This is a genomic window from Rhodopirellula sp. UH5, from assembly GCF_056839225.1.
Window position 1 is genome coordinate 3,701,397 of sequence record NZ_CM166390.1, and the last position, 17,523, is coordinate 3,718,919.

Annotated in this window: 16 protein-coding genes and 1 tRNA gene; 7 read left to right on the forward strand and 10 right to left on the reverse strand. The window is 57.2% G+C overall.

All coding sequences use genetic code 11. The annotated features are described in order from the left end of the window. The first annotated feature begins 34 nt into the window (after positions 1–34). Positions 35–1,354: a replication-associated recombination protein A gene (locus UH5x_RS13200; RefSeq protein ID WP_482635983.1), complete on the forward strand. Its 1,320-nt coding sequence runs from the start codon at positions 35–37 to the stop codon at positions 1,352–1,354. A gap of 51 nt (positions 1,355–1,405) precedes the next feature. Here the strand turns inward: UH5x_RS13200 and UH5x_RS13205 are convergent, their stop codons facing one another. The 4 genes from UH5x_RS13205 to UH5x_RS13220 form a co-directional block, all read right to left on the reverse strand. Beyond that, entirely contained in the window at positions 1,406–1,633 is a 228-nt protein-coding gene (locus UH5x_RS13205; protein WP_047817118.1) for a hypothetical protein, read from the reverse strand. A gap of 107 nt (positions 1,634–1,740) precedes the next feature. Further along, entirely contained in the window at positions 1,741–3,462 is a 1,722-nt protein-coding gene (locus tag UH5x_RS13210; RefSeq protein WP_482635907.1) for a TlpA family protein disulfide reductase, read from the reverse strand. Between the two features lie 118 nt (positions 3,463–3,580). Beyond that, positions 3,581–3,796 (reverse strand): hypothetical protein, encoded by a 216-nt coding sequence (locus tag UH5x_RS13215; protein WP_047817116.1) that lies wholly within the window; start codon positions 3,794–3,796, stop codon positions 3,581–3,583. Between the two features lie 261 nt (positions 3,797–4,057). After that, positions 4,058–4,447, reverse strand: a complete 390-nt coding sequence (locus UH5x_RS13220) for a hypothetical protein (protein ID WP_236696693.1) — start codon at positions 4,445–4,447, stop codon at positions 4,058–4,060. A 282-nt stretch (positions 4,448–4,729) separates the two neighbouring features. Here UH5x_RS13220 and csrA point away from each other — a divergent pair, with 282 nt between their 5' ends. Both csrA and UH5x_RS13230 read left to right on the forward strand, forming a co-directional pair. Beyond that, positions 4,730–4,942, forward strand: coding sequence for a carbon storage regulator CsrA (gene csrA / locus UH5x_RS13225; protein WP_007327053.1), 213 nt, complete (start codon positions 4,730–4,732; stop codon positions 4,940–4,942). 164 nt (positions 4,943–5,106) lie between these two features. Continuing rightward, positions 5,107–5,179 (forward strand) — tRNA-Glu (locus UH5x_RS13230). Between the two features lie 372 nt (positions 5,180–5,551). Here UH5x_RS13230 and UH5x_RS13235 read toward each other — a convergent pair. Beyond that, entirely contained in the window at positions 5,552–6,889 is a 1,338-nt protein-coding gene (locus UH5x_RS13235) for a hypothetical protein (RefSeq protein WP_047815782.1), read from the reverse strand. A 111-nt stretch (positions 6,890–7,000) separates the two neighbouring features. On the opposite strand from UH5x_RS13235, the gene UH5x_RS13240 reads away from it, so the two are divergent. Then, positions 7,001–7,420, forward strand: coding sequence for an RrF2 family transcriptional regulator (locus tag UH5x_RS13240; RefSeq protein ID WP_047815934.1), 420 nt, complete (start codon positions 7,001–7,003; stop codon positions 7,418–7,420). Positions 7,421–7,426: 6 nt separating this feature from the next. Here UH5x_RS13240 and UH5x_RS13245 read toward each other — a convergent pair whose 3' ends face one another. The 5 genes from UH5x_RS13245 to UH5x_RS13265 all read right to left on the reverse strand — a co-directional run bounded on the left by UH5x_RS13245 (position 7,427) and on the right by UH5x_RS13265 (position 12,239). Continuing rightward, positions 7,427–8,884: a DUF2201 family putative metallopeptidase gene (locus tag UH5x_RS13245; protein ID WP_482635984.1), complete on the reverse strand. Its 1,458-nt coding sequence runs from the start codon at positions 8,882–8,884 to the stop codon at positions 7,427–7,429. A gap of 14 nt (positions 8,885–8,898) precedes the next feature. After that, positions 8,899–9,993, reverse strand: a complete 1,095-nt coding sequence (locus UH5x_RS13250) for an AAA family ATPase (RefSeq protein ID WP_047815781.1) — start codon at positions 9,991–9,993, stop codon at positions 8,899–8,901. Between the two features lie 82 nt (positions 9,994–10,075). Continuing rightward, positions 10,076–10,777: a hypothetical protein gene (locus UH5x_RS13255; RefSeq protein WP_047815780.1), complete on the reverse strand. Its 702-nt coding sequence runs from the start codon at positions 10,775–10,777 to the stop codon at positions 10,076–10,078. Further along, complete coding sequence (locus UH5x_RS13260; RefSeq protein ID WP_482635908.1) at positions 10,774–11,532, reverse strand: exodeoxyribonuclease III; 759 nt, start codon at positions 11,530–11,532, stop codon at positions 10,774–10,776. The genes UH5x_RS13255 and UH5x_RS13260 overlap by 4 nt, the downstream gene beginning before the upstream one ends. An 8-nt stretch (positions 11,533–11,540) precedes the next feature. After that, on the reverse strand, positions 11,541–12,239 hold the full coding sequence (locus UH5x_RS13265; RefSeq protein WP_047815932.1) for an AIM24 family protein: 699 nt from the start codon (positions 12,237–12,239) through the stop codon (positions 11,541–11,543). A gap of 225 nt (positions 12,240–12,464) precedes the next feature. Between UH5x_RS13265 and UH5x_RS13270 the strand changes: the two genes are divergently transcribed. The 3 genes from UH5x_RS13270 (at position 12,465) to UH5x_RS13280 (ending at position 17,423) form a co-directional block, all read left to right on the forward strand. Beyond that, entirely contained in the window at positions 12,465–15,206 is a 2,742-nt protein-coding gene (locus tag UH5x_RS13270; RefSeq protein ID WP_482635909.1) for a tetratricopeptide repeat protein, read from the forward strand. Between the two features lie 119 nt (positions 15,207–15,325). Continuing rightward, entirely contained in the window at positions 15,326–16,354 is a 1,029-nt protein-coding gene (locus tag UH5x_RS13275) for a DUF4159 domain-containing protein (RefSeq protein ID WP_482635910.1), read from the forward strand. 73 nt (positions 16,355–16,427) lie between these two features. Beyond that, positions 16,428–17,423: an AAA family ATPase gene (locus tag UH5x_RS13280; protein WP_047815776.1), complete on the forward strand. Its 996-nt coding sequence runs from the start codon at positions 16,428–16,430 to the stop codon at positions 17,421–17,423. The last annotated feature ends 100 nt before the right edge of the window (positions 17,424–17,523 follow it).

Sequence of the window (17,523 nt, forward strand, 5' to 3'; positions counted from 1 at the left end):
ATCCCGCCGATCACTTTGAATTGTCATGTCGACCATGGACCTGTTTGCCGATCAAGAAGCTGACCACCTGTTCGCTGCTCAACCCTTGGCTGCGCGAATGCGTCCCAAGAAGCTATCCGAGTTTGTCGGCCAGCAACACATCCTAGGTGAAGGGAAACTGCTCCGGCGATTGATCGCCAGCGGTCGCATCGGCTCGATCCTGCTGCACGGTCCACCGGGCACCGGCAAAACCACGCTCGCTCACCTGATCGCGTCAGAACAGAACAGCGAACTGGTCACCCTCAACGCAATCAGCAGCGGCGTCAAAGACGTTCGCGAAGTGCTGGCCAAAGCACGCGACCGAGTTTCCGCAGGCGACCCGAGACCGTTGCTGTTCATCGATGAGATCCATCGTTTCAACAAGTCCCAACAAGACGCTCTGCTGGCCGATGTGGAATCGGGCATCATCTCGCTGATCGGAGCCACGACCAGCAACCCCTACTTCGCTGTCAACGCCGCACTGATCAGCCGCAGCCAACTGTTCGGGCTGGAACCCGTTTCGGTGGACGACATGCGAACGCTGCTGAAGCGCGCCATCACCGACCGGGAATGCGGACTGGGAAACCAGAACGTCAAGATTGCCGAGGATGCGATCGAGTACCTCGCTGCCGCCGCCGACGGCGACGCTCGCAAAGCACTCACGGCACTCGAAGTGGCCGTGCACAGCCACGAAGATCCAGCGGCAACCATCTCGCGAGAAGATGTTGCTGAATCCATGACCGGCCGCATCGCGGGCTACGATGCCACCGGCGACGATCACTACGACCTGGCCAGCGCGCTCATCAAAAGCATCCGCGGCAGCGACGTCGACGCCTCCCTGTACTGGCTCGCTCGGATGTTGGAAGGCGGCGAAGACATTCGCTTCCTCTGCCGACGGTTGGTGATCTTGGCCAGCGAAGACATCGGCAACGCGGACCCCCAAGCGTTGATGCTTGCGGTCAGTGCCATGCAGGCCTGTGAGATGATCGGTCTTCCCGAAGCTCAACTCACGCTGAGCCAAACAGTCGCTTACCTGAGCCTGGCCCCGAAAAGCAACGCCGCGACCACGGCGATCAGCGCCGCACGCCGCGACGTACGAGATCGACAGGTCATCCCTGTTCCGAAAATGCTCCGGTGCGGTCACTACTCCGGTGCCGAAGAACTGGGCCACGGCGATGGCTACCAATCGGCACACAACACGGATGCCGGTGTGGCAGAGCTGGACTACCTCGGCGTCGACCGACGTTACTACGAACCGGTTGAGCGCGGGTTTGAATCAGAACTCAGCCAACGCTTGCAAAAAATCCGCGAGCAGCTGGGAAGAGAGACGGAATGATCGCGGCTGCTCGCCTCTGACTCGCCACCTCATTCAATGGGTCATTCGACGCTACAGCCAATCCAACTGCGTGATCTTCCGCAGGCGGTCCTCAAAATTCCCCAGCAGACCGCCGACCAAAACCCATTCCTGTTTGTCTCTCAGTTCGATTTCGCCGAACTTGTTGATCCTCAGAATGGAGTCGCCGTTGACGCCAGCCTCATGCAGCTGGCCCATATCAATTTCGCCTTCGTTGATGACATCCAACAACGATTTGCCGGTGAGTTCGATGAATTGCATGATCGCAACCTAGCAGACAGTGACTAAGACGAGCCGACACAAACAAGTCGACAAAGACGAGAGGTTTCTCATTGCCTCATGGAACTCGTCCAACCGCCCAGCTTAATTCATCGCAAAAGGTTTTCGACAACCGGCGTCAAATCTCGCCCAGAAAATTCGAGGGCCTGAACCTCGCCCGCTTGGTCAATCACAGCCACGAACAGCAATGAAACGGCCCCAAACCGATAGGCAATCGAGTTTGCGACGGACGCCTCCGGGTCGGAAACACTGCGAAAACTCGGGAACGAGATTTTATTGCGAGACTCAAACGCTGGAACGTCTGTCGACTGAACATCCAGATTCATCCCCACAATCGCAACCTTCTCCGGGTACTGGCGAGCGATCTCTTGGAGGTTGTCGACAACCATCAGCGAGTCCGGGAATGCGGCGGACCAAAACGGCATCAAAACCACCTTCCCGCGATAACTCTCCAGCGAGAGCTCATCGCCCTTCGTGCTCGGCAAATCAGGATCGAATGCCTTGCCGAGAATCTTCTCACGATTGTCTCGAGCTTGAATTGCCGCCCGGGCCTCACGCCCGCGATCGTCCTGCAGGGAAGCAAACTTGTCGTCCAAGACCTGGTAGGTCACCGACATCAAGTCTTCGCGACCGACGGTTTCTGCCTCCAGACTGGCAGCGGCTAAAAACTGAGTGGTCAGCAGGTCGGGCTGTTCATCCGCCAACGTTTGAATGGCTTCCTTCCAATCGCTCGGCGAGACCGCTGAATCTGCTGCGGTCGTGTTCTCGTTCGCTTCCGTGATGAATTGTTGCATCAGGTCTTGAACGCGACGGGTCGCTTCGCTGACTTGCAAACTTGGACCAGCAATCTGACGCGCCATGTCAGCGAGTCCCACCATCTCGCTCGCTTCGCCAGCACCATTTTCGATCGGCTCCACGAACTCTTCTAAGATCATGGAACGCACGCGAGACGCTTCCTCGACATGATCGAACTGCATCAACGTGTCTCTGGCCTGGCCCATCACCATCAACGTTGCCGCGTCGGGAGCAGAACTGGATTGCAACAGCCGGTCGATCTGAGAAACGACCTTGGTTGCCGCCTCCGATTTTCCGTTCCGCAGGTTTTCGATCGCAAAACCGATGAGCACAAGCTGACTGTCCGAACGAACGTCTGGATCAGAATCGTTTTGCAGCTCCTCTGCCAACTGTTGCAGACTCTCAGCCGATTTCAGATCCCCCATGGCAGCCAGATGCGAGAGCGACTGCAATTCGCCTCGCCGGCCAATCGCCTGATCCCTGGGCGATGATTCTGCGTGTTCGATCAACCGCCGAGATGCTTCGCGTTTCAGCGAAACGATGCGTTTCAATTCGCCAATGGCGGTGGCTTCATCCTCAATCCCTGACTCTCCACTGACGATCATCCGCATCTCAATGTCCGCTTCGGACAGGAACGTTCGCAGCTTCTCTGGGCTCAGTTCATGTGCCAACTGCTTCGCTTGCCCGCTCGTCCCAGACGTGATCGTTCGTGGAACCTGGATGGGGGCGGTCTTTTCAGAAGTGGCGGCCTGACTGCCTGGCTCGACTTCATGAACTGGCGTGACCTCACCGCGTTGCTCCTCGTTGCGTTGCCCGGCGTTGGGCAGGGAGGAACCAGTCGGCTGACCAATGTCAGCCGGATCAGCATATTCAGTCGCATCGGCGTTTTCGATTGACTCAGCAGGAGGTTGCCTGGTGCAGCCTCCAACAACTGGGGTCAACAGAATCGCAACCACACCAGCCCAAACGGTCTTTGGGAGGCGAGCAATCACGAAAGCCATGTGAGGTCCAATCATCCAATGTCATCCTTGAAGAATCAAAGCTGACATTCTACCGGGCAAGAGCCCAGTTCGAATACCGTTCATTCGGATCCGTGCGTCGGGCGAGAGCAGGTCTCGCCACCCTCACAGGATTTCAGGCGGCGGTGTGATCAGAAGACAACGTGTCGAGCAAGTCAGCGAAGCGATCATCTGCTTCACGACGACGACGCAAACGCTCGGCGACACTCCAACTGCTGCGGATCTTCATCACGCGGCGAGTGATCTCAGCGTCCGACGGCGAAGTCTCATTTTGCGACGCAGCTGAGATCATCGAGACGTTTTCGAGCGACGGCATGGTTTCGGTCAACATAGCGGTTCTTCCTGAAACGGGGCTTTTCTTTAGTCTCGGTACCACACTGACGCCGGCACCGACTCGTCTGCCTCCATCCGAGGCATTGGCGTCTGGCAGGAGTGTTATGCAACCAGGATGCCAAAACGCTGAAAACCAGAAAAATCGTTCCAACTCATTCAACCGAATCTCACAACAGCAAGCGATTACGGGCCATTTCGCGGTGAAAAGCGAGCAACCCCGTTTCCGATTGATTTCTCAGGAAAGGGACGCCGTGGAGTTTCACTGATCAACACTGGCGGTTTGGAAGACATCTTTTTCAAAAGCTTGTAAATCTTGCCACGCCCTTTCGGGCAAACGCAGCAGTGAGATCGATTCCGGTTCGCCCAAGGTCAAAAACAGTGCGTGGAGACGTTCCAGCAGAATTTTGCGCCCTTCCAACGATGAACCGCGGCCATGCAGGTCAACGTACTGAATGGCCTGACCGTTGTCGTAAACGGTGCCATCGATCTGCCAGCCCTGGGCCTGATTGGCCCAGGTGAACGAACCATCCCACTCGAAAAACAGTCCTTCCAAGTTGTCAAAGCGGTCCGCGACGGTCTCCATGGACACGTCAAAAGCCCCCCGGTCAGTGCCGTAAACGTACGCTTGGAATGAAAAAACAGCAGCCATCGCAAATAAAATCGCAAAAGGAGGAGGGGATGAATCGAGAACGCGACACTTCGTATTTGCAAGCAAATACGGTGTTTTTGCAATCGCCACCCCTCTACGAGGCGACGAGCACAAGATTTTTCACTGTTTGTCAACCCGGATTTCCTTGACCGGATCGTTTTTTGTCCTAGAGTTGTTGGACCAAGGATCCCTGTCCGTACTCCCTTCCACAACCTGTCCACTATTCGTCGTTGACTAGGCAGTTGTTACTAGGAGGCAGGCGGCCGCAAAAAGGAATGAGCCATGTTGGTACTCTCGCGAAAGAAAAACGAAAGCATCGTCATCAACAACGATATCAAAATCGTTGTGGTGGAAATCCGTGGAGACAAAGTCCGCCTCGGCGTGGAGGCTCCTCGCGAAGTGCCAGTTCACCGGCGTGAAGTCTACGATGCGATTCAACGGAACAACGAAGCGTTCGATGCGAACGCCCCAGCGGATTCCAACGACGTTTCTTAGGTCGAACTCCCGCACACAGCGCGTTCGTGAAGGCACATTCGGCCTCCTGACAAGTTTTTTGTTCTCGTCAGGCAAAACGAGCCTCTGGAACCCTTGACGCCTTCAGGCGATCTTGGTTTGATACTCGCCTCGTTGGCACGCCAGCTTTTGTTGGCAAACCGACCGGCCCCTTCGTCTAGCGGTCTAGGACATCGCCCTTTCACGGCGGTAACACGGGTTCGAGTCCCGTAGGGGTCACTGAATAAGTCGTTTGCCTGAAAAGGCAAACGACTTATTTTTTTGCCTTGTCAGCAGAATTGATGCCGCATCGACGCACTGGCCCTTTCCAGACATTTCGCAGGGCGATCGATTCCACCCTCCCAGCTTGAAGGGCGTGCAGTTCATCCATGCCGATCCAGCAGTGACTTGCAGACCCCGGTGCGTGCAGCGGGAGGGGTCGGAAAGCGAGCGTTCAGCGAGATTTCCGGGGGAGGGCCATCCGCGCCGCTCCCCATGCTCGACCCTCACCCTCGCGGACACCTGAACGGCGTCGCTCGAGCTCTCCCCAAGCTGCGTTTCAGGAGAGGCGTGACAGGTGGAAATCCGCCGAACCGGAGCCCCACCACAGGTTCACTGAAAATCGGGGTGCGTCGCTTCCAGGATTTCCAGAATCTCCTGTCGCATCGTGCTGGTCAGATGCTGGTAGGCCTCAGACTGGTCCTCGCCGTGCAGGATCCGCCTGAGCTTCTCCAGCACGCGTGAACGCACTTCAACAGGCAACGCCGCGAAGGAATCGGAGTAAATCAGATAGCTGCACGGGTAGCGAAACAGCCGCGTTTCCAAATCGAAATCTCGCAGCGACCGCTGTTCTGAATCACGCGGGCCCAGCGAAGCGAATTCTTTGGCAAAGGTTGTCGTCCCAGCGACCGAATCCGTCAGCTGGAACTCGTCACACATCAACAAGTACTTCAACACCCGGTCCGCGGACGACTCAATCCGCCGCGTGGCGCTCTCGCTGATGAAATCAGGCTCTCGCTCGAGCAGTTCGTTCATTTGGTAGGACTGGTGAAGCGCCTGCCGGGTTTCGAAATTGGCCGCCGTGATCGCGTTGTGCATCTGCGTTTGATGCTCCAACACCATCAACGCCACAATGTCGCTGTGCGGCGTCAGATAAGATTCCGTCCGAAAGTAGGATTCCAAATCGTCTTGATTCGCACCGCTTTCGCGATCGAGCAGGTGAGCTTCATCTGTGCAAATCACGTTGCCCATGTGACGCATCGAACCATGGGTCCCGGTGACGTACCAACCGCCCCAGCGATCTTCAAAAGGACTGCTGTGATCGGTGGTGAATGTCCCACTGCCCAATTTGGGACGACCAGCGGCATCCGCGAAGACACTGCGGACCAGAAACCCAGGCACATTCTGTGTTCGCGACGAAGCATGGCACGACAAACACCCCCCTCGGTCTCGCACGAACTCAGGCTCTTTCTTGACCGACTGTGACAGCGTGTAAAAGATTGCGCCCTGCTTCGCATCCGTGGAAGCGAATTCCAAAACATCGCCATGCTGGCAATAACCGACGTAGACATCGTCATTGAAATACAACGCTCGGGGCCGTCGCGGTGAGATCCGGTGCAGTTGCAAACTGGTCTTCGAAAACACCAGCGTTTGCGAACTGAGCGGCACGTCCAAGGCGTCCAGCACCGATGGCAAATAGCCGAACTTTGGATCGCTCTGGAGCGCCACTTCGCCCGCCTCAATCCGTTTTGCCAGCTTGGCAACCGGATCGTTCACCTCCGCGTTTAGGTAATCAATCGGCGGCCGCTCAAAATCAGGCTGCCCCCAGGCGGGGGCTGCCATCCAGGCAAACAAACACAGCAGTCCGCCGCAAACCAATCGCTGGCTTCCGGCAGAAAGGCGAAGATGGTGGCCCGGCTGAGCGGCACCTTTGAAATGAAGCGATACCATTCAAGATTGCTCGTAAGTGGGTTCCAGCTTAAACTCTCATTCGTACACCTGACTGTACAGAATCCATATCTGCATTTCAACATGCAGATTTCAAAATCACATCAAACAAACATGCTTTCCAAAACTGCCGAATACGCCCTTCGCGCCATCGCCTGCATGGGCAGCCAGATCGGGAAACCCGCCTCCGCGGACCACCTTGCCGAACAAACCAAGGTCCCTCGGCGATACCTCACGCGAGTGCTGCAAGATTTGGCAGCCGCCGGATTGGTCCGTTCCCGCCCGGGCCCCGGCGGTGGATACGAACTGTGTGTGCCGACGGACACGCTCACCATCCTCGACGTTATCAACACAGTCGCTCCGCTTCAACGCATTCGAAAGTGCCCACTTGGATTGAAATCGCACACCGAACTTTGTCCGCTGCACGCGGAACTGGATCGCGCCTACGCGGCCACCGAGGAGGCCTTCCGAGGAGTCACGATCGACGACTTGGTCAACTCAGCCAGCCCGATCATGCCGCTTTGCGAAAGCTGACCCCGGCTAGAATCCCGGCGTTGCCCGCGAAGGTTTTAGAAACGCAACGCTGCCCAGAGGCTTCAAATCCGAAGCTGATTTTCGAAACGCCGCCTGCGTGTTGAACAACCATAGAATTCGCGTCTGCCGATTGCGGGGAAGCCTGGGGGAGGGCGAATCGCCATCGGTGAACACGACCACGCCATCATAGCCACGCTGCTCGTCGATGAACTGGGTCACACAGCTGAGGTGGGTGCCACCTCGACCGGTCACGCTGACATCGCGCCGCGCCGATCGAAACGTCAACGGTTCGCAGCGGACCTCGGTGTCAAACCAGATGACGTCGATGGAGCGGATGCCGTACTGAAAGAACCGATTGATGATCGAAAAACCGTTCTGCAGATCACGGTGGCCCATCGACCCCGACACATCCACGGCGAACAGCAACCGTGTGGTGAAGTCGTACCGGCTTCCCATTTGGGCAAATCCATAACGACGACTCGGTCGCATGCGAGTCAGTCGCCGATCGACCGACAGAACACTTTGCCGAAACTGACGCAAGATCGATCGGTAATCCAGCGGCGGGCGAAGCGTCGCAAGCAATCGCTCTTGCGCATGCCCAGGCAAGGTCCCCCAACCTCCGTTCTCAGCGGCATCCGCGACGGCAGACTTGATCTCTTCGTGAAGCAGATCATCCGCGTCCCACTGATCCGCATTCTCAGCACCGGTTTGGTGGGGGTCGACGTAGGACTCCAAGTCGCTAGCCGCCGTGGCATCCGGGGCCTCGTCCGAGCGAGGCGAATCGAGGGAGGGCTCTTCGGACTCCATCAGGGACTCCTCCTCGCTCCCTTCCTGATCCGACGACTTTTCACTTGAGTCAGTCTCTTGTTCGGCGGCCACGTCACTCCCGGCTTCGCCAGGTTCACTCCCGTTCTCGTTGGGATTCTCATCGGCATCCTCCACGCCCTCGCCGGGCAATGCCCCCTCCGAATCATCGGGCTTAGGATCGTCCTCTTCGGACTCATTGGCCTGGTCGCCTTCCCGCTCTGCGAGCTGTCGATAGTAGTACTCAAAGTACTGATGGTCGTGCGTCTCACTGCCCAACACCTCGCGTGGACGCGGCATAGGAAGCTTGCTTCGCAGGCACTCTTGCACCGTCAAATTGCTGGCCGAATACGACAGCTCGGTCTTGGGTTGCCGCCTGGCGTACGGATGCCCCAACAGGATTCGCATCGCTTCAAACCGCAGCACGTCCGCCAACTCGTCTCGCTTGAGCGACGAAATGAACGCGGGATTGAATTCAACGCGACCATGAGCGACTCGAAGCGTTGCGATCTCTGGCACGGGCACCACCTCGTGCAACGTCCAGGCCACAAACAACAACGGATCAACGAGGTACCAACTTTCGACAACGCGAGTGATTCGCTCTCGCGCCTTCGCATCTCGTTTCGAATCCGATCCGCCGGAGGCTGCTGTGTTGTTCACGGAAGCCATGTCGCTCACTGAATTCGGATCCCCTCGACATACTGGGTCAACAAAGTTGTCAGCTCCATCGACTCCGCAAAGAACTCCATCGCAGGTTCGTACTTCGGTTGATCAGTCATCGAAACCAAGTGAGCGACTGCTTCATCCAGCTTCCGTTTACGAAGCAGCTTCAGGTAGCCCAGCATGCCCTTGAGAGCTTTGGTTCGATCCACCTCGCTGTACGGATCGCCCACCAAGTGAACCAGCAACTGCTCGTTCAACATCAACAGCTCTCCCAAAGCCATCTTCTCGATCGCTTTGCGGTGCTTGGTGAACTGCAACAACACTTGATCCGGTGTCACCGGCAACCGCGATGCGAGGCTTCTTCGGAACGCCATCGCGGCGGGTGACCCCACGACGCCGGCGATCAGCTTGACATGCACCGGTTCGATCGTGTCGACGCCGCATAGAATCGCGGACACGCGAGCCCAACCGCGGCGGTCGGGTGTTTTGACCAGCCCCGACATCGAATCCACGTCTTGGGCGGCGGGTGCGATCCCTTCGCCGTCCAAGTACTGAGGCTGCTGTTGCACAAACCCGGTGACACGACCATCGACCTTGTGTTGGTCCGCCCACAGCAACCAATCGTCCACCGTCGGCGCGAACTGGTACAGATTGAAACGCGAAACGAGTGCGGGATCCAAATCGGTGAGCTGGTATTCATCGCCTTCGTTGACCGCTGAGATGATCACGCTGCCGGCCGGCAACCGCTTGCCTGCCAGGGTTTTGTTCAGCGCCAACTCCATCACGGATTGCAAGATTTCCGGCCGAGCCCGATTGAGTTCGTCCAAGAACAGCACGACCGGTTCATCATCAACCGGCCACCAAAACGGAGGCAAAAACTCACTCCGGCCAGTCGTTTCATCTTTGTGCAGCAAACCAATCAGATCGCCGGGATCGCTCATTTGCCCCAGAAAAAACGGCACGACTTTCATCCCTCGCGACAAAAAATGTTCCGCGATGATCTGAGATTTCCCGATCCCGTGCTTCCCGACCAACATGATGTTTTGGTCCGGCGGAGTGATTTCGAGCAACTGAATCAACTCGTGAACATCAACTCGAACAGCCAAGGGAATGTCTCAATCAAAGTGGGAATCAAAATGAAAAGCCAATCCGAAAAGGGGGCAGCCCCTTTTCAGCTGGGCTCGAAAATCAGTCTTCGTACCGAACCCATTCCGTTCGCCAATCGGCCTGCATGAATCCGATCATCTTGAATCGCAACCCGTCCTCGTACAGCGACCGGAGTGTGCGGATGGTTTCTTGCAGTTGAGGCAGGACCTTTTCGAATCGCGTGAACGGGATGTGGATCTCGATCATGTGCTGGCTCGACAACTTCACAAACAGACGCAGTTTCTGCGTGTCCATGCTGGTCGCGAAGTCAAATTGTTCTTCCTTGGCCAGTGCCTTGACCCGAGCGACGATCGCTTTGGACTTCATCGTGCGGACTTTTGCCCGCTTGGCTTCCCCTGCATGACGCTTGATGTATCGACGAAGCACCTCCGCCACCAAACTCTCCAGCTCGTCAAAATCGCTGATCAATCCGGTGACTTCGCGATTGAACTTCCCAAACGCGCACACCAATTCGCCTTCGTCGTTGCGTTCCAAACGCAGCTCATCAGACCGGTAATAGGTCTGCGACGCATTCGGATCAGGAATGGTGAACCGCACCCAGGTCGGCGACCGCGAATCGCGATCGCCGGGATGAGTGGTCAGCCTCACACCCTCGATCTTTCCCAGCTTGGCCCGCCAGGCCTTGATCAGAGCCGCACGTTGCCCTGGATCGATCCAAATCGGTGAATCACCTGAGAAGTGCTCCCGAAAGAGCTTTCGCACCGAGGGCAGGGGCAACTTCACTTCAACGTCAACTCAACGGGGCAGTGGTCCGAACCAAGGATCTCGCATCGGATTCGTGCATCGGCGACGTGATCCCAGAACTTCTTGGCGACCCAGAAGTAATCCAAACGCCAGCCAATGTTCCGGGCTCGAGCATCGCTGCGATACGTCCACCAAGAATAGTGCCCTGGGCCATCGTGGAATTGTCGGAATGAGTCAACAAACCCCGCCGCAGTGACCGCGTCCAATCCCGCTCGCTCTTGATCGCTGAAGCCTGCGTTTTTTCGATTGGACTTGGGGTTCGCCAAATCGATTTCCTGGTGGGCGCAGTTGACGTCCCCGCAGAACAAAACCGGTTTGCGACGATTCAGTTTCTTAACGTAGTCCAGAAAGGCTTCGTCCCACTGCATCCGGTACTCCAATCGAGCCAGGCCTCGCTGGGAGTTCGGCGTGTAGACATTGACCAAGTGAAAGTCATCGAACGTCGTTGTCAGCACGCGGCCTTCGTTGTCATGCTCCTCGAGGTCCAACCCCTTGGTGACCCTGGATGGCTGCACGCGACTCCAGGTCGAAACACCGGAGTAACCTTTCTTGGTCGCCGTGTTCCAAAACTGGTGGTACCCCAACTCATCCGCCCATGATAAATCGACTTGTTCGGGTTCCGCCTTCGTCTCTTGCAGACACAGCACATCGGGCAGTTCGCTCTCGACAAATTCGCGAAAACCCTTGTTCATTGAGGCACGGATGCCGTTGACGTTCCATGAGATCAGTTTCAACGTTTCGATCAACCTTGATTTTGAAACACAACTTCTTCGTAGGGTTGAACCACCACAAAGCCATGTCCCTGGAAAAGAAACTGCAACGATTCACCTGAACCGCGACCGAGCATGGTTTTGAACTGCACGTCGGTTTTGAGTTGAGGTTCGAGCTGCCCGGACCACAGCACGGTTGCATTCGGGTCCGTCACGACGGGCTGATGAGGTGTGACCGGCAATGTGATCGGATCGTAGTGGCTGGTAATCGCCACCATGCCCGTGCCTTCCAGGCGGATATTGAACAACCCGCCGGCCAACATCGCGGTCATCTTCTTCATCATTTTGATGTTGTAGTTCAATGACATTTCGAACGCGAGGAGGTCGTTTCCGTTGACACAAATCGCTTCGTTTTGCAGCTCAAGAATCGTGATCTTCTTGCCGGCGTCGGCGCAGAAAACAGATCCCTTGCCGCTGACTTTGGTGAGCGCGGTGCCTTCGCCGGAGACGGCCTTCTTCAGCAAATTGCCCAAACCTTGCGACAGAATGCCTTCGCGTTCGAACTTCACATTGCCGGTGTAAGCGACCATCGACCCCATTTTTGTCCAGACCTCCCCATTGAGGTTGATGTCGAGCATGCGGTCCGACTCCAGCTCGAACAGCCCCTGGTTGAGGTCCTTGTCCCGGGTTTTCTCCAGGAAGCGTTCGAGGGAATAGCGTCTTTCACTCATCGCGAGATCCTTCAATTCATCTTGATACAAAGGGCAAACGTCGGTGTGCACGCCACAAACGCCATTCAACGCACGAGGGAGGCACCCCACAGGAGGCAGTGTAGCGGTTCCTTTGAGATCGGATGAGCACCGAATGGGCCTCATTCGTGCGAGCAGGTTGCTGAGAGCGTAGAATCAACCTGCGAGGATTTTCGAACGAGACGCCTCCCACCCGCGCACCAAAGCATGAGACCTGTCCTAGTGAATGCATCTGGCTTCCTTGTTGACATCCAACGCGACGAACATCGCGTGCTCAGCCCGCGTTCTCAATCACGGGTCCGCGCCCCGGGTTGCGACCGCCAACAAGGCGCCTCCACGCTGGTGCTTTGCATTGTCATTGCCTGCACCCTGCTCGGGACGCTGGGCATGCCGACAACCGGTTTGGCAGCCAGCTACGACGAGGCGGTCCAACAATTTCGCAATGGCCAGTACGACGCTGCTGCGGCAACCGCCGCCTTCGAGGTCGAGCGAGGTGTCTGGAGCGAACGTTGGCCGCGGTTGTTGATCCAGTGCCAACTGACTCAGGGTAACCACGCCGACGCCCTGCAAACTTATCGCGCTGCGCTGCAGCGATATCCGACCAGCATCGCGCTGCGGTACATGGGACTCGATGTGCTGCGTTTCAATGGCCTGCAAGATGAAGTCGGACAAGCAGAAGCGGACTTGTTCGCCCAAATGCAACGCGCCTTCGCGGGATACATCACCCGAGACAATCTGGTTGCCGCGGGGCGTTTCCTCACCGGTCGTGGCGAAGACGCACGCAAAGTCCTGGAGATGTTCTACGACCGGGTTCGAGAGCGTGATCCAGAGTACCTCGACGCCTACCTGGCCACAGCCGAACTGGCCATTCGAAAAGGCGATTTTCAAGTCGCCGCCGACACGCTTCAGCAAGCGTTGAAACTGGGGGAAGAGACGCCTGAACTGCACCATTTACTGGCCAAAGCATTGGAATCCAGCGATGGGCAGGCAGCTGCCGAACAGATCGCCACGGCGCTTCAAATCAACCCGCAACACCTGCCTTCGCTGCAGTGGTTGGCGGAACGAGCGATTGATCGAGAACGATACGACGATGCCAAAGACATCGCGAATCAGATGCTGCAAATCAACCTGCATGAACCGTCGGCATGGGCCTTGCTCGCCGTCATCGCTCACTTGAACGGCCAATACGATGTCGAAAAACTGATGCGTGCCGCCGCGCTCTCGACCTGGGAACAGAACCCCAACGTCGATCACTTGATCGGCAAGAAACTCTCTGAGAAGTATCGCTTTGCGGAAGGAGCCGAGTATCAGAATCTAGCCCTGAGCGCCGACCCACTGCACATCGCCGCCAGTTTTCAACTCGCCCAAGACATGCTGCGATTGGGCGAGGAAGAGATCGGCTGGGAAATCGCTGGTGAAGTCGCCAAGTCCGATCCCTACAACGTCGTGGCCTACAACTTGATGACGCTTCGCGACCGGACGTCGAAGTTTTCCGTGCTGAAACAAGACGGCATCCAAGTCCGCATGGACGCCAAAGAAGCCAAGCTTTACGGCGACGCCGTCCTGGAATTGCTTTTGGATGCCAAGCGTATCTTGTGCGAGAAGTACGACGTCATGCCGGACAAGCCGATCTTGGTGGAGATCTTCCCGCACCAAAATGACTTTGCCATTCGCACGTTTGGTTTGCCGGGCGGGGCAGGGTACTTGGGAGTTTGCTTCGGCCGAGTCATCACCGCCAACAGCCCCGCCTCGCAAGGCGAACGCCCCTCCAACTGGAAGAGTGTTTTGTGGCACGAGTTTTGTCACGTGGTCACGCTGGAAAAAACCAAGAACCGAATGCCGCGTTGGCTCAGCGAAGGCATCTCCGTTTACGAAGAACGCCAACGCAATCCTTCCTGGGGCGAAAAGATGTCGCCTCAGTATCGATCAATGCTGCTCTCCGATGAACTGACACCGGTCAGTGACCTGAGTGCCGCGTTTTTGTCGCCCCCCTCCGCGACAGCGCTGCAGTTTGCCTACTACGAATCGTCCTTGGTGATTGAATTCTTGATCGAACAACATGGCCAGGAGGCATTGCTGGCCGTGCTGGATGATTTGGCCGCGGGCATTCCAATCAACGACGCACTGACTCGGCACATGGGATCGCTGCAACGCTTGGACACGCAGTTCGATGCGTATGCCAAAGCACGAGCCAACCAGTTCGGGGCACTGGTCGACTGGTCGCGAGACACGCTGCCCGAAGCCGGCGATTTGGCGACCTGGAAAGGATGGACTCGAGCCAACCCGACCAATTACTGGGGACTGAGAGAACTAGCAAAAAGCGCGATCGAGGCAGGGCAGTGGAAACAAGCACTCATCCCGCTTTCGCGGATGCAGCAATTGGGCGTGCTGACGGGCGAACGCGATGGCCCGCTGGAATGGCTGGCTCGCACCCACCGCGAATTGGGGCAGGACCGCCAAGAAATTCGTGCAATCCAAGACAATTTGGCACAATCCAGCGATGCTTTGCCGGCTTTGCGGCGTTGGATCAACATTGGCCAATCGGAAGAGCAATGGGAAAACGTTCTGGACGCTTCGCAGCAGGCGCTCGCGATCCAGCCCTTGTTGCCTGAATTTCACCTCGCATCCGCCGTCGCTGCCGAAAAGCTCGATCGCCATGATTTGGCGGTGGAGGCTTTGTCGGCGTTGCTGGAATTGGATCTGGTGGACCCGGCAGCGCTGCATTTTCGTCTGGCCAACGCGTACGACCACCAGAACGAGTCCTTCCCCGCGAAACACCATGCACTGATGGCGTTGGAATTGGCCCCCCGTTACCGCGACGCTCACCGCTTGCTTTGGAAACTGCATCATGCGGTCTCGCGTAGCGATCCGGCTGCGGCGGACCCAGCGGACGTGGAAAATCCTGAGGCCGTGAAGGTGCCCGCCATCGAAGAGGAGGAAGCGTTGTGACCCCTACCAATCTCAGCCCGCTGTCACCTCTCCCCCGATCATCGTCGGGGGAGAGGTCGGACGCGGCGTTCAGCCGTCGTCCGGGTGAGGGGGCCGATCCCATGGCGGATCAATCCGCAATGCCACTCAACGCCCCAAGTCGCGCGGAGGCCCCCTCACCCGAGCAACGCCTGAAGGGCGTGCTCGACCTCTCCTCCAATGAAATTGGGGGAGAGGTGACGACGCATTCCGAAGACGCTGCTCCTGGCTACGTCAAACAAATTCACCAGCCATCCACCCCTGCAACTTTCTCTCGCAAACCGTTTGGCCATCGTCGTTGGATCCTGGCTGCGTTGATCCTCTTGATGGGTGGGGCTGCGTTCGCGCAGCGTGGATTCTGGGGACGTCGCAACCGATCGCTTCCCTCTGATCGCAACGGGGTGCCAACCTGGGAAGTCGATTCACGATTCCCTCAAGACAGCTTCACGTTCGCTCGGATTGAATACGATTCCTACGGCGGTCGCGGTCGAGGCGGCGGAGGATGCTGGACCGACTATCCCGACAGCGATCTCAACTTCTCGCTGCGTCTGCAGCAACTCACATCTCTGAAGGTCAATCCCGATCCGGTGGTCATCCGCTTGACCGACGAGGAATTGTTTGACTACCCGTTCATCTACATCATCGAACCCGGCGGCCTCGTCTTTTCAGACGCGGAGGTGAAAGCTCTTCGCAAGTATTGCCTCAACGGCGGCTTCCTGATGGTGGATGACTTCTGGGGCGATTCCCAATACGAAAATCTGCGCAGCGAACTCAAACGCGTGTTCCCCGATCGGGATCCTTTTGAAGTCCCTTTGGAACACGAGATCTTTCACATCGTGTACGACCTCAAAGAAAAGCCGCAAGTCCCCGCGATCAACTCCGCCAGACGTGGCGCCGACGGCAGCGTGGGATCGTGGGAATGGTCGCGTGATGGAAGCGATACCAGTGTCCCTCACTACCGAGCCATCACCGACGACGAAGACCGCATCATGGTTTTCATTTGCCACAACACCGACCTGGGCGACGGCTGGGAACGGGAAGGCGAAGACCAATGGTACTTCGATGAGTTCTCCGTCAAGAAAGCCTATCCGATGGGAATCAACATCGTGACCTACGCGATGACCCACTGAGTCCCTCCTTGTCTCAACCACCGACGGTTCCGACGCTCCTCCAACCCGATTGCACTTCATGACAACGGATACCATGACCCACGAAGACGAAGCCCAAGTGGTGGAGCAAATTCGCGAAGGACGAGAGCGGATCGTCCAAGAGCTTTCCAAGGTCATCATTGGCCAAGAAGAAGTCATCGAGCAGCTCCTGATCTGCCTGTTCGCAGGCGGTCACTGCTTGATCACCGGAGCACCGGGGCTCGCGAAAACGTTGCTGGTCAGCAGCGTCGCGAAAATCTTTCACTTGAATTTCCAGCGGATTCAGTTCACGCCTGACTTGATGCCAGCGGACATCACCGGCACAGAAATTCTGGAACAGTCCGCCGACGGTCACCGCAAACTGCAATTCGTCAAAGGACCAATCTTCGCCAACGTGATCTTGGCGGACGAAATCAACCGGACGCCGCCCAAGACGCAGGCCGCGTTGCTCGAAGCGATGCAGGAACACCAAGTCACCGCGGGGGGCCAGCGATTTGAACTGGAGGAACCGTTCTTCGTGCTGGCAACCCAAAACCCGATTGAGATGGAGGGCACCTACCCGCTGCCCGAAGCCCAACTCGATCGCTTCCTGTTCAATGTGTTGATCGATTACTTGCCACCCAAAGATGAATTGGCGGTGGTCCTGCAAACGACATCGACCAAGCCCGAACCGATCCAGCCAATCTTCACCGGCGAAGACGTCGCCCGTTTTCATGCCGCGGTCCGACGCGTTCCGATCGCGGAATCGATCGCCGCCTACGCCGTGCGTTTGGTCGCCGCGACACGGCCCGGACGAGACGGAACGCCTGACTTCGTCAACCAATACGCTTCTTGGGGCGCAGGCCTTCGAGCCGCTCAAACGTTGGTGCTCGGTGCCAAGGCAAGAGCACTCCTCAACGGCCACGCTCACGTCCGAACCGAAGACATCCAGGCTCTCGCCCACCCCACGCTTCGACACCGAGTCCTGCTGAGCTATCGAGCCGAGGCCGAAGGTTTCAATGTTGAAAACCTGGTCACACGACTTCTTCAAGAAATCCCCACGGAAGTCTGAATTGAGCTGGTTCCAACGTCAATCTCGCTCGTCACGGAAAGCCACCCATGGCCATCCGGACTCGTCACGGGGCACCCCCCCGGGGTCTTCGCGCGTCCCG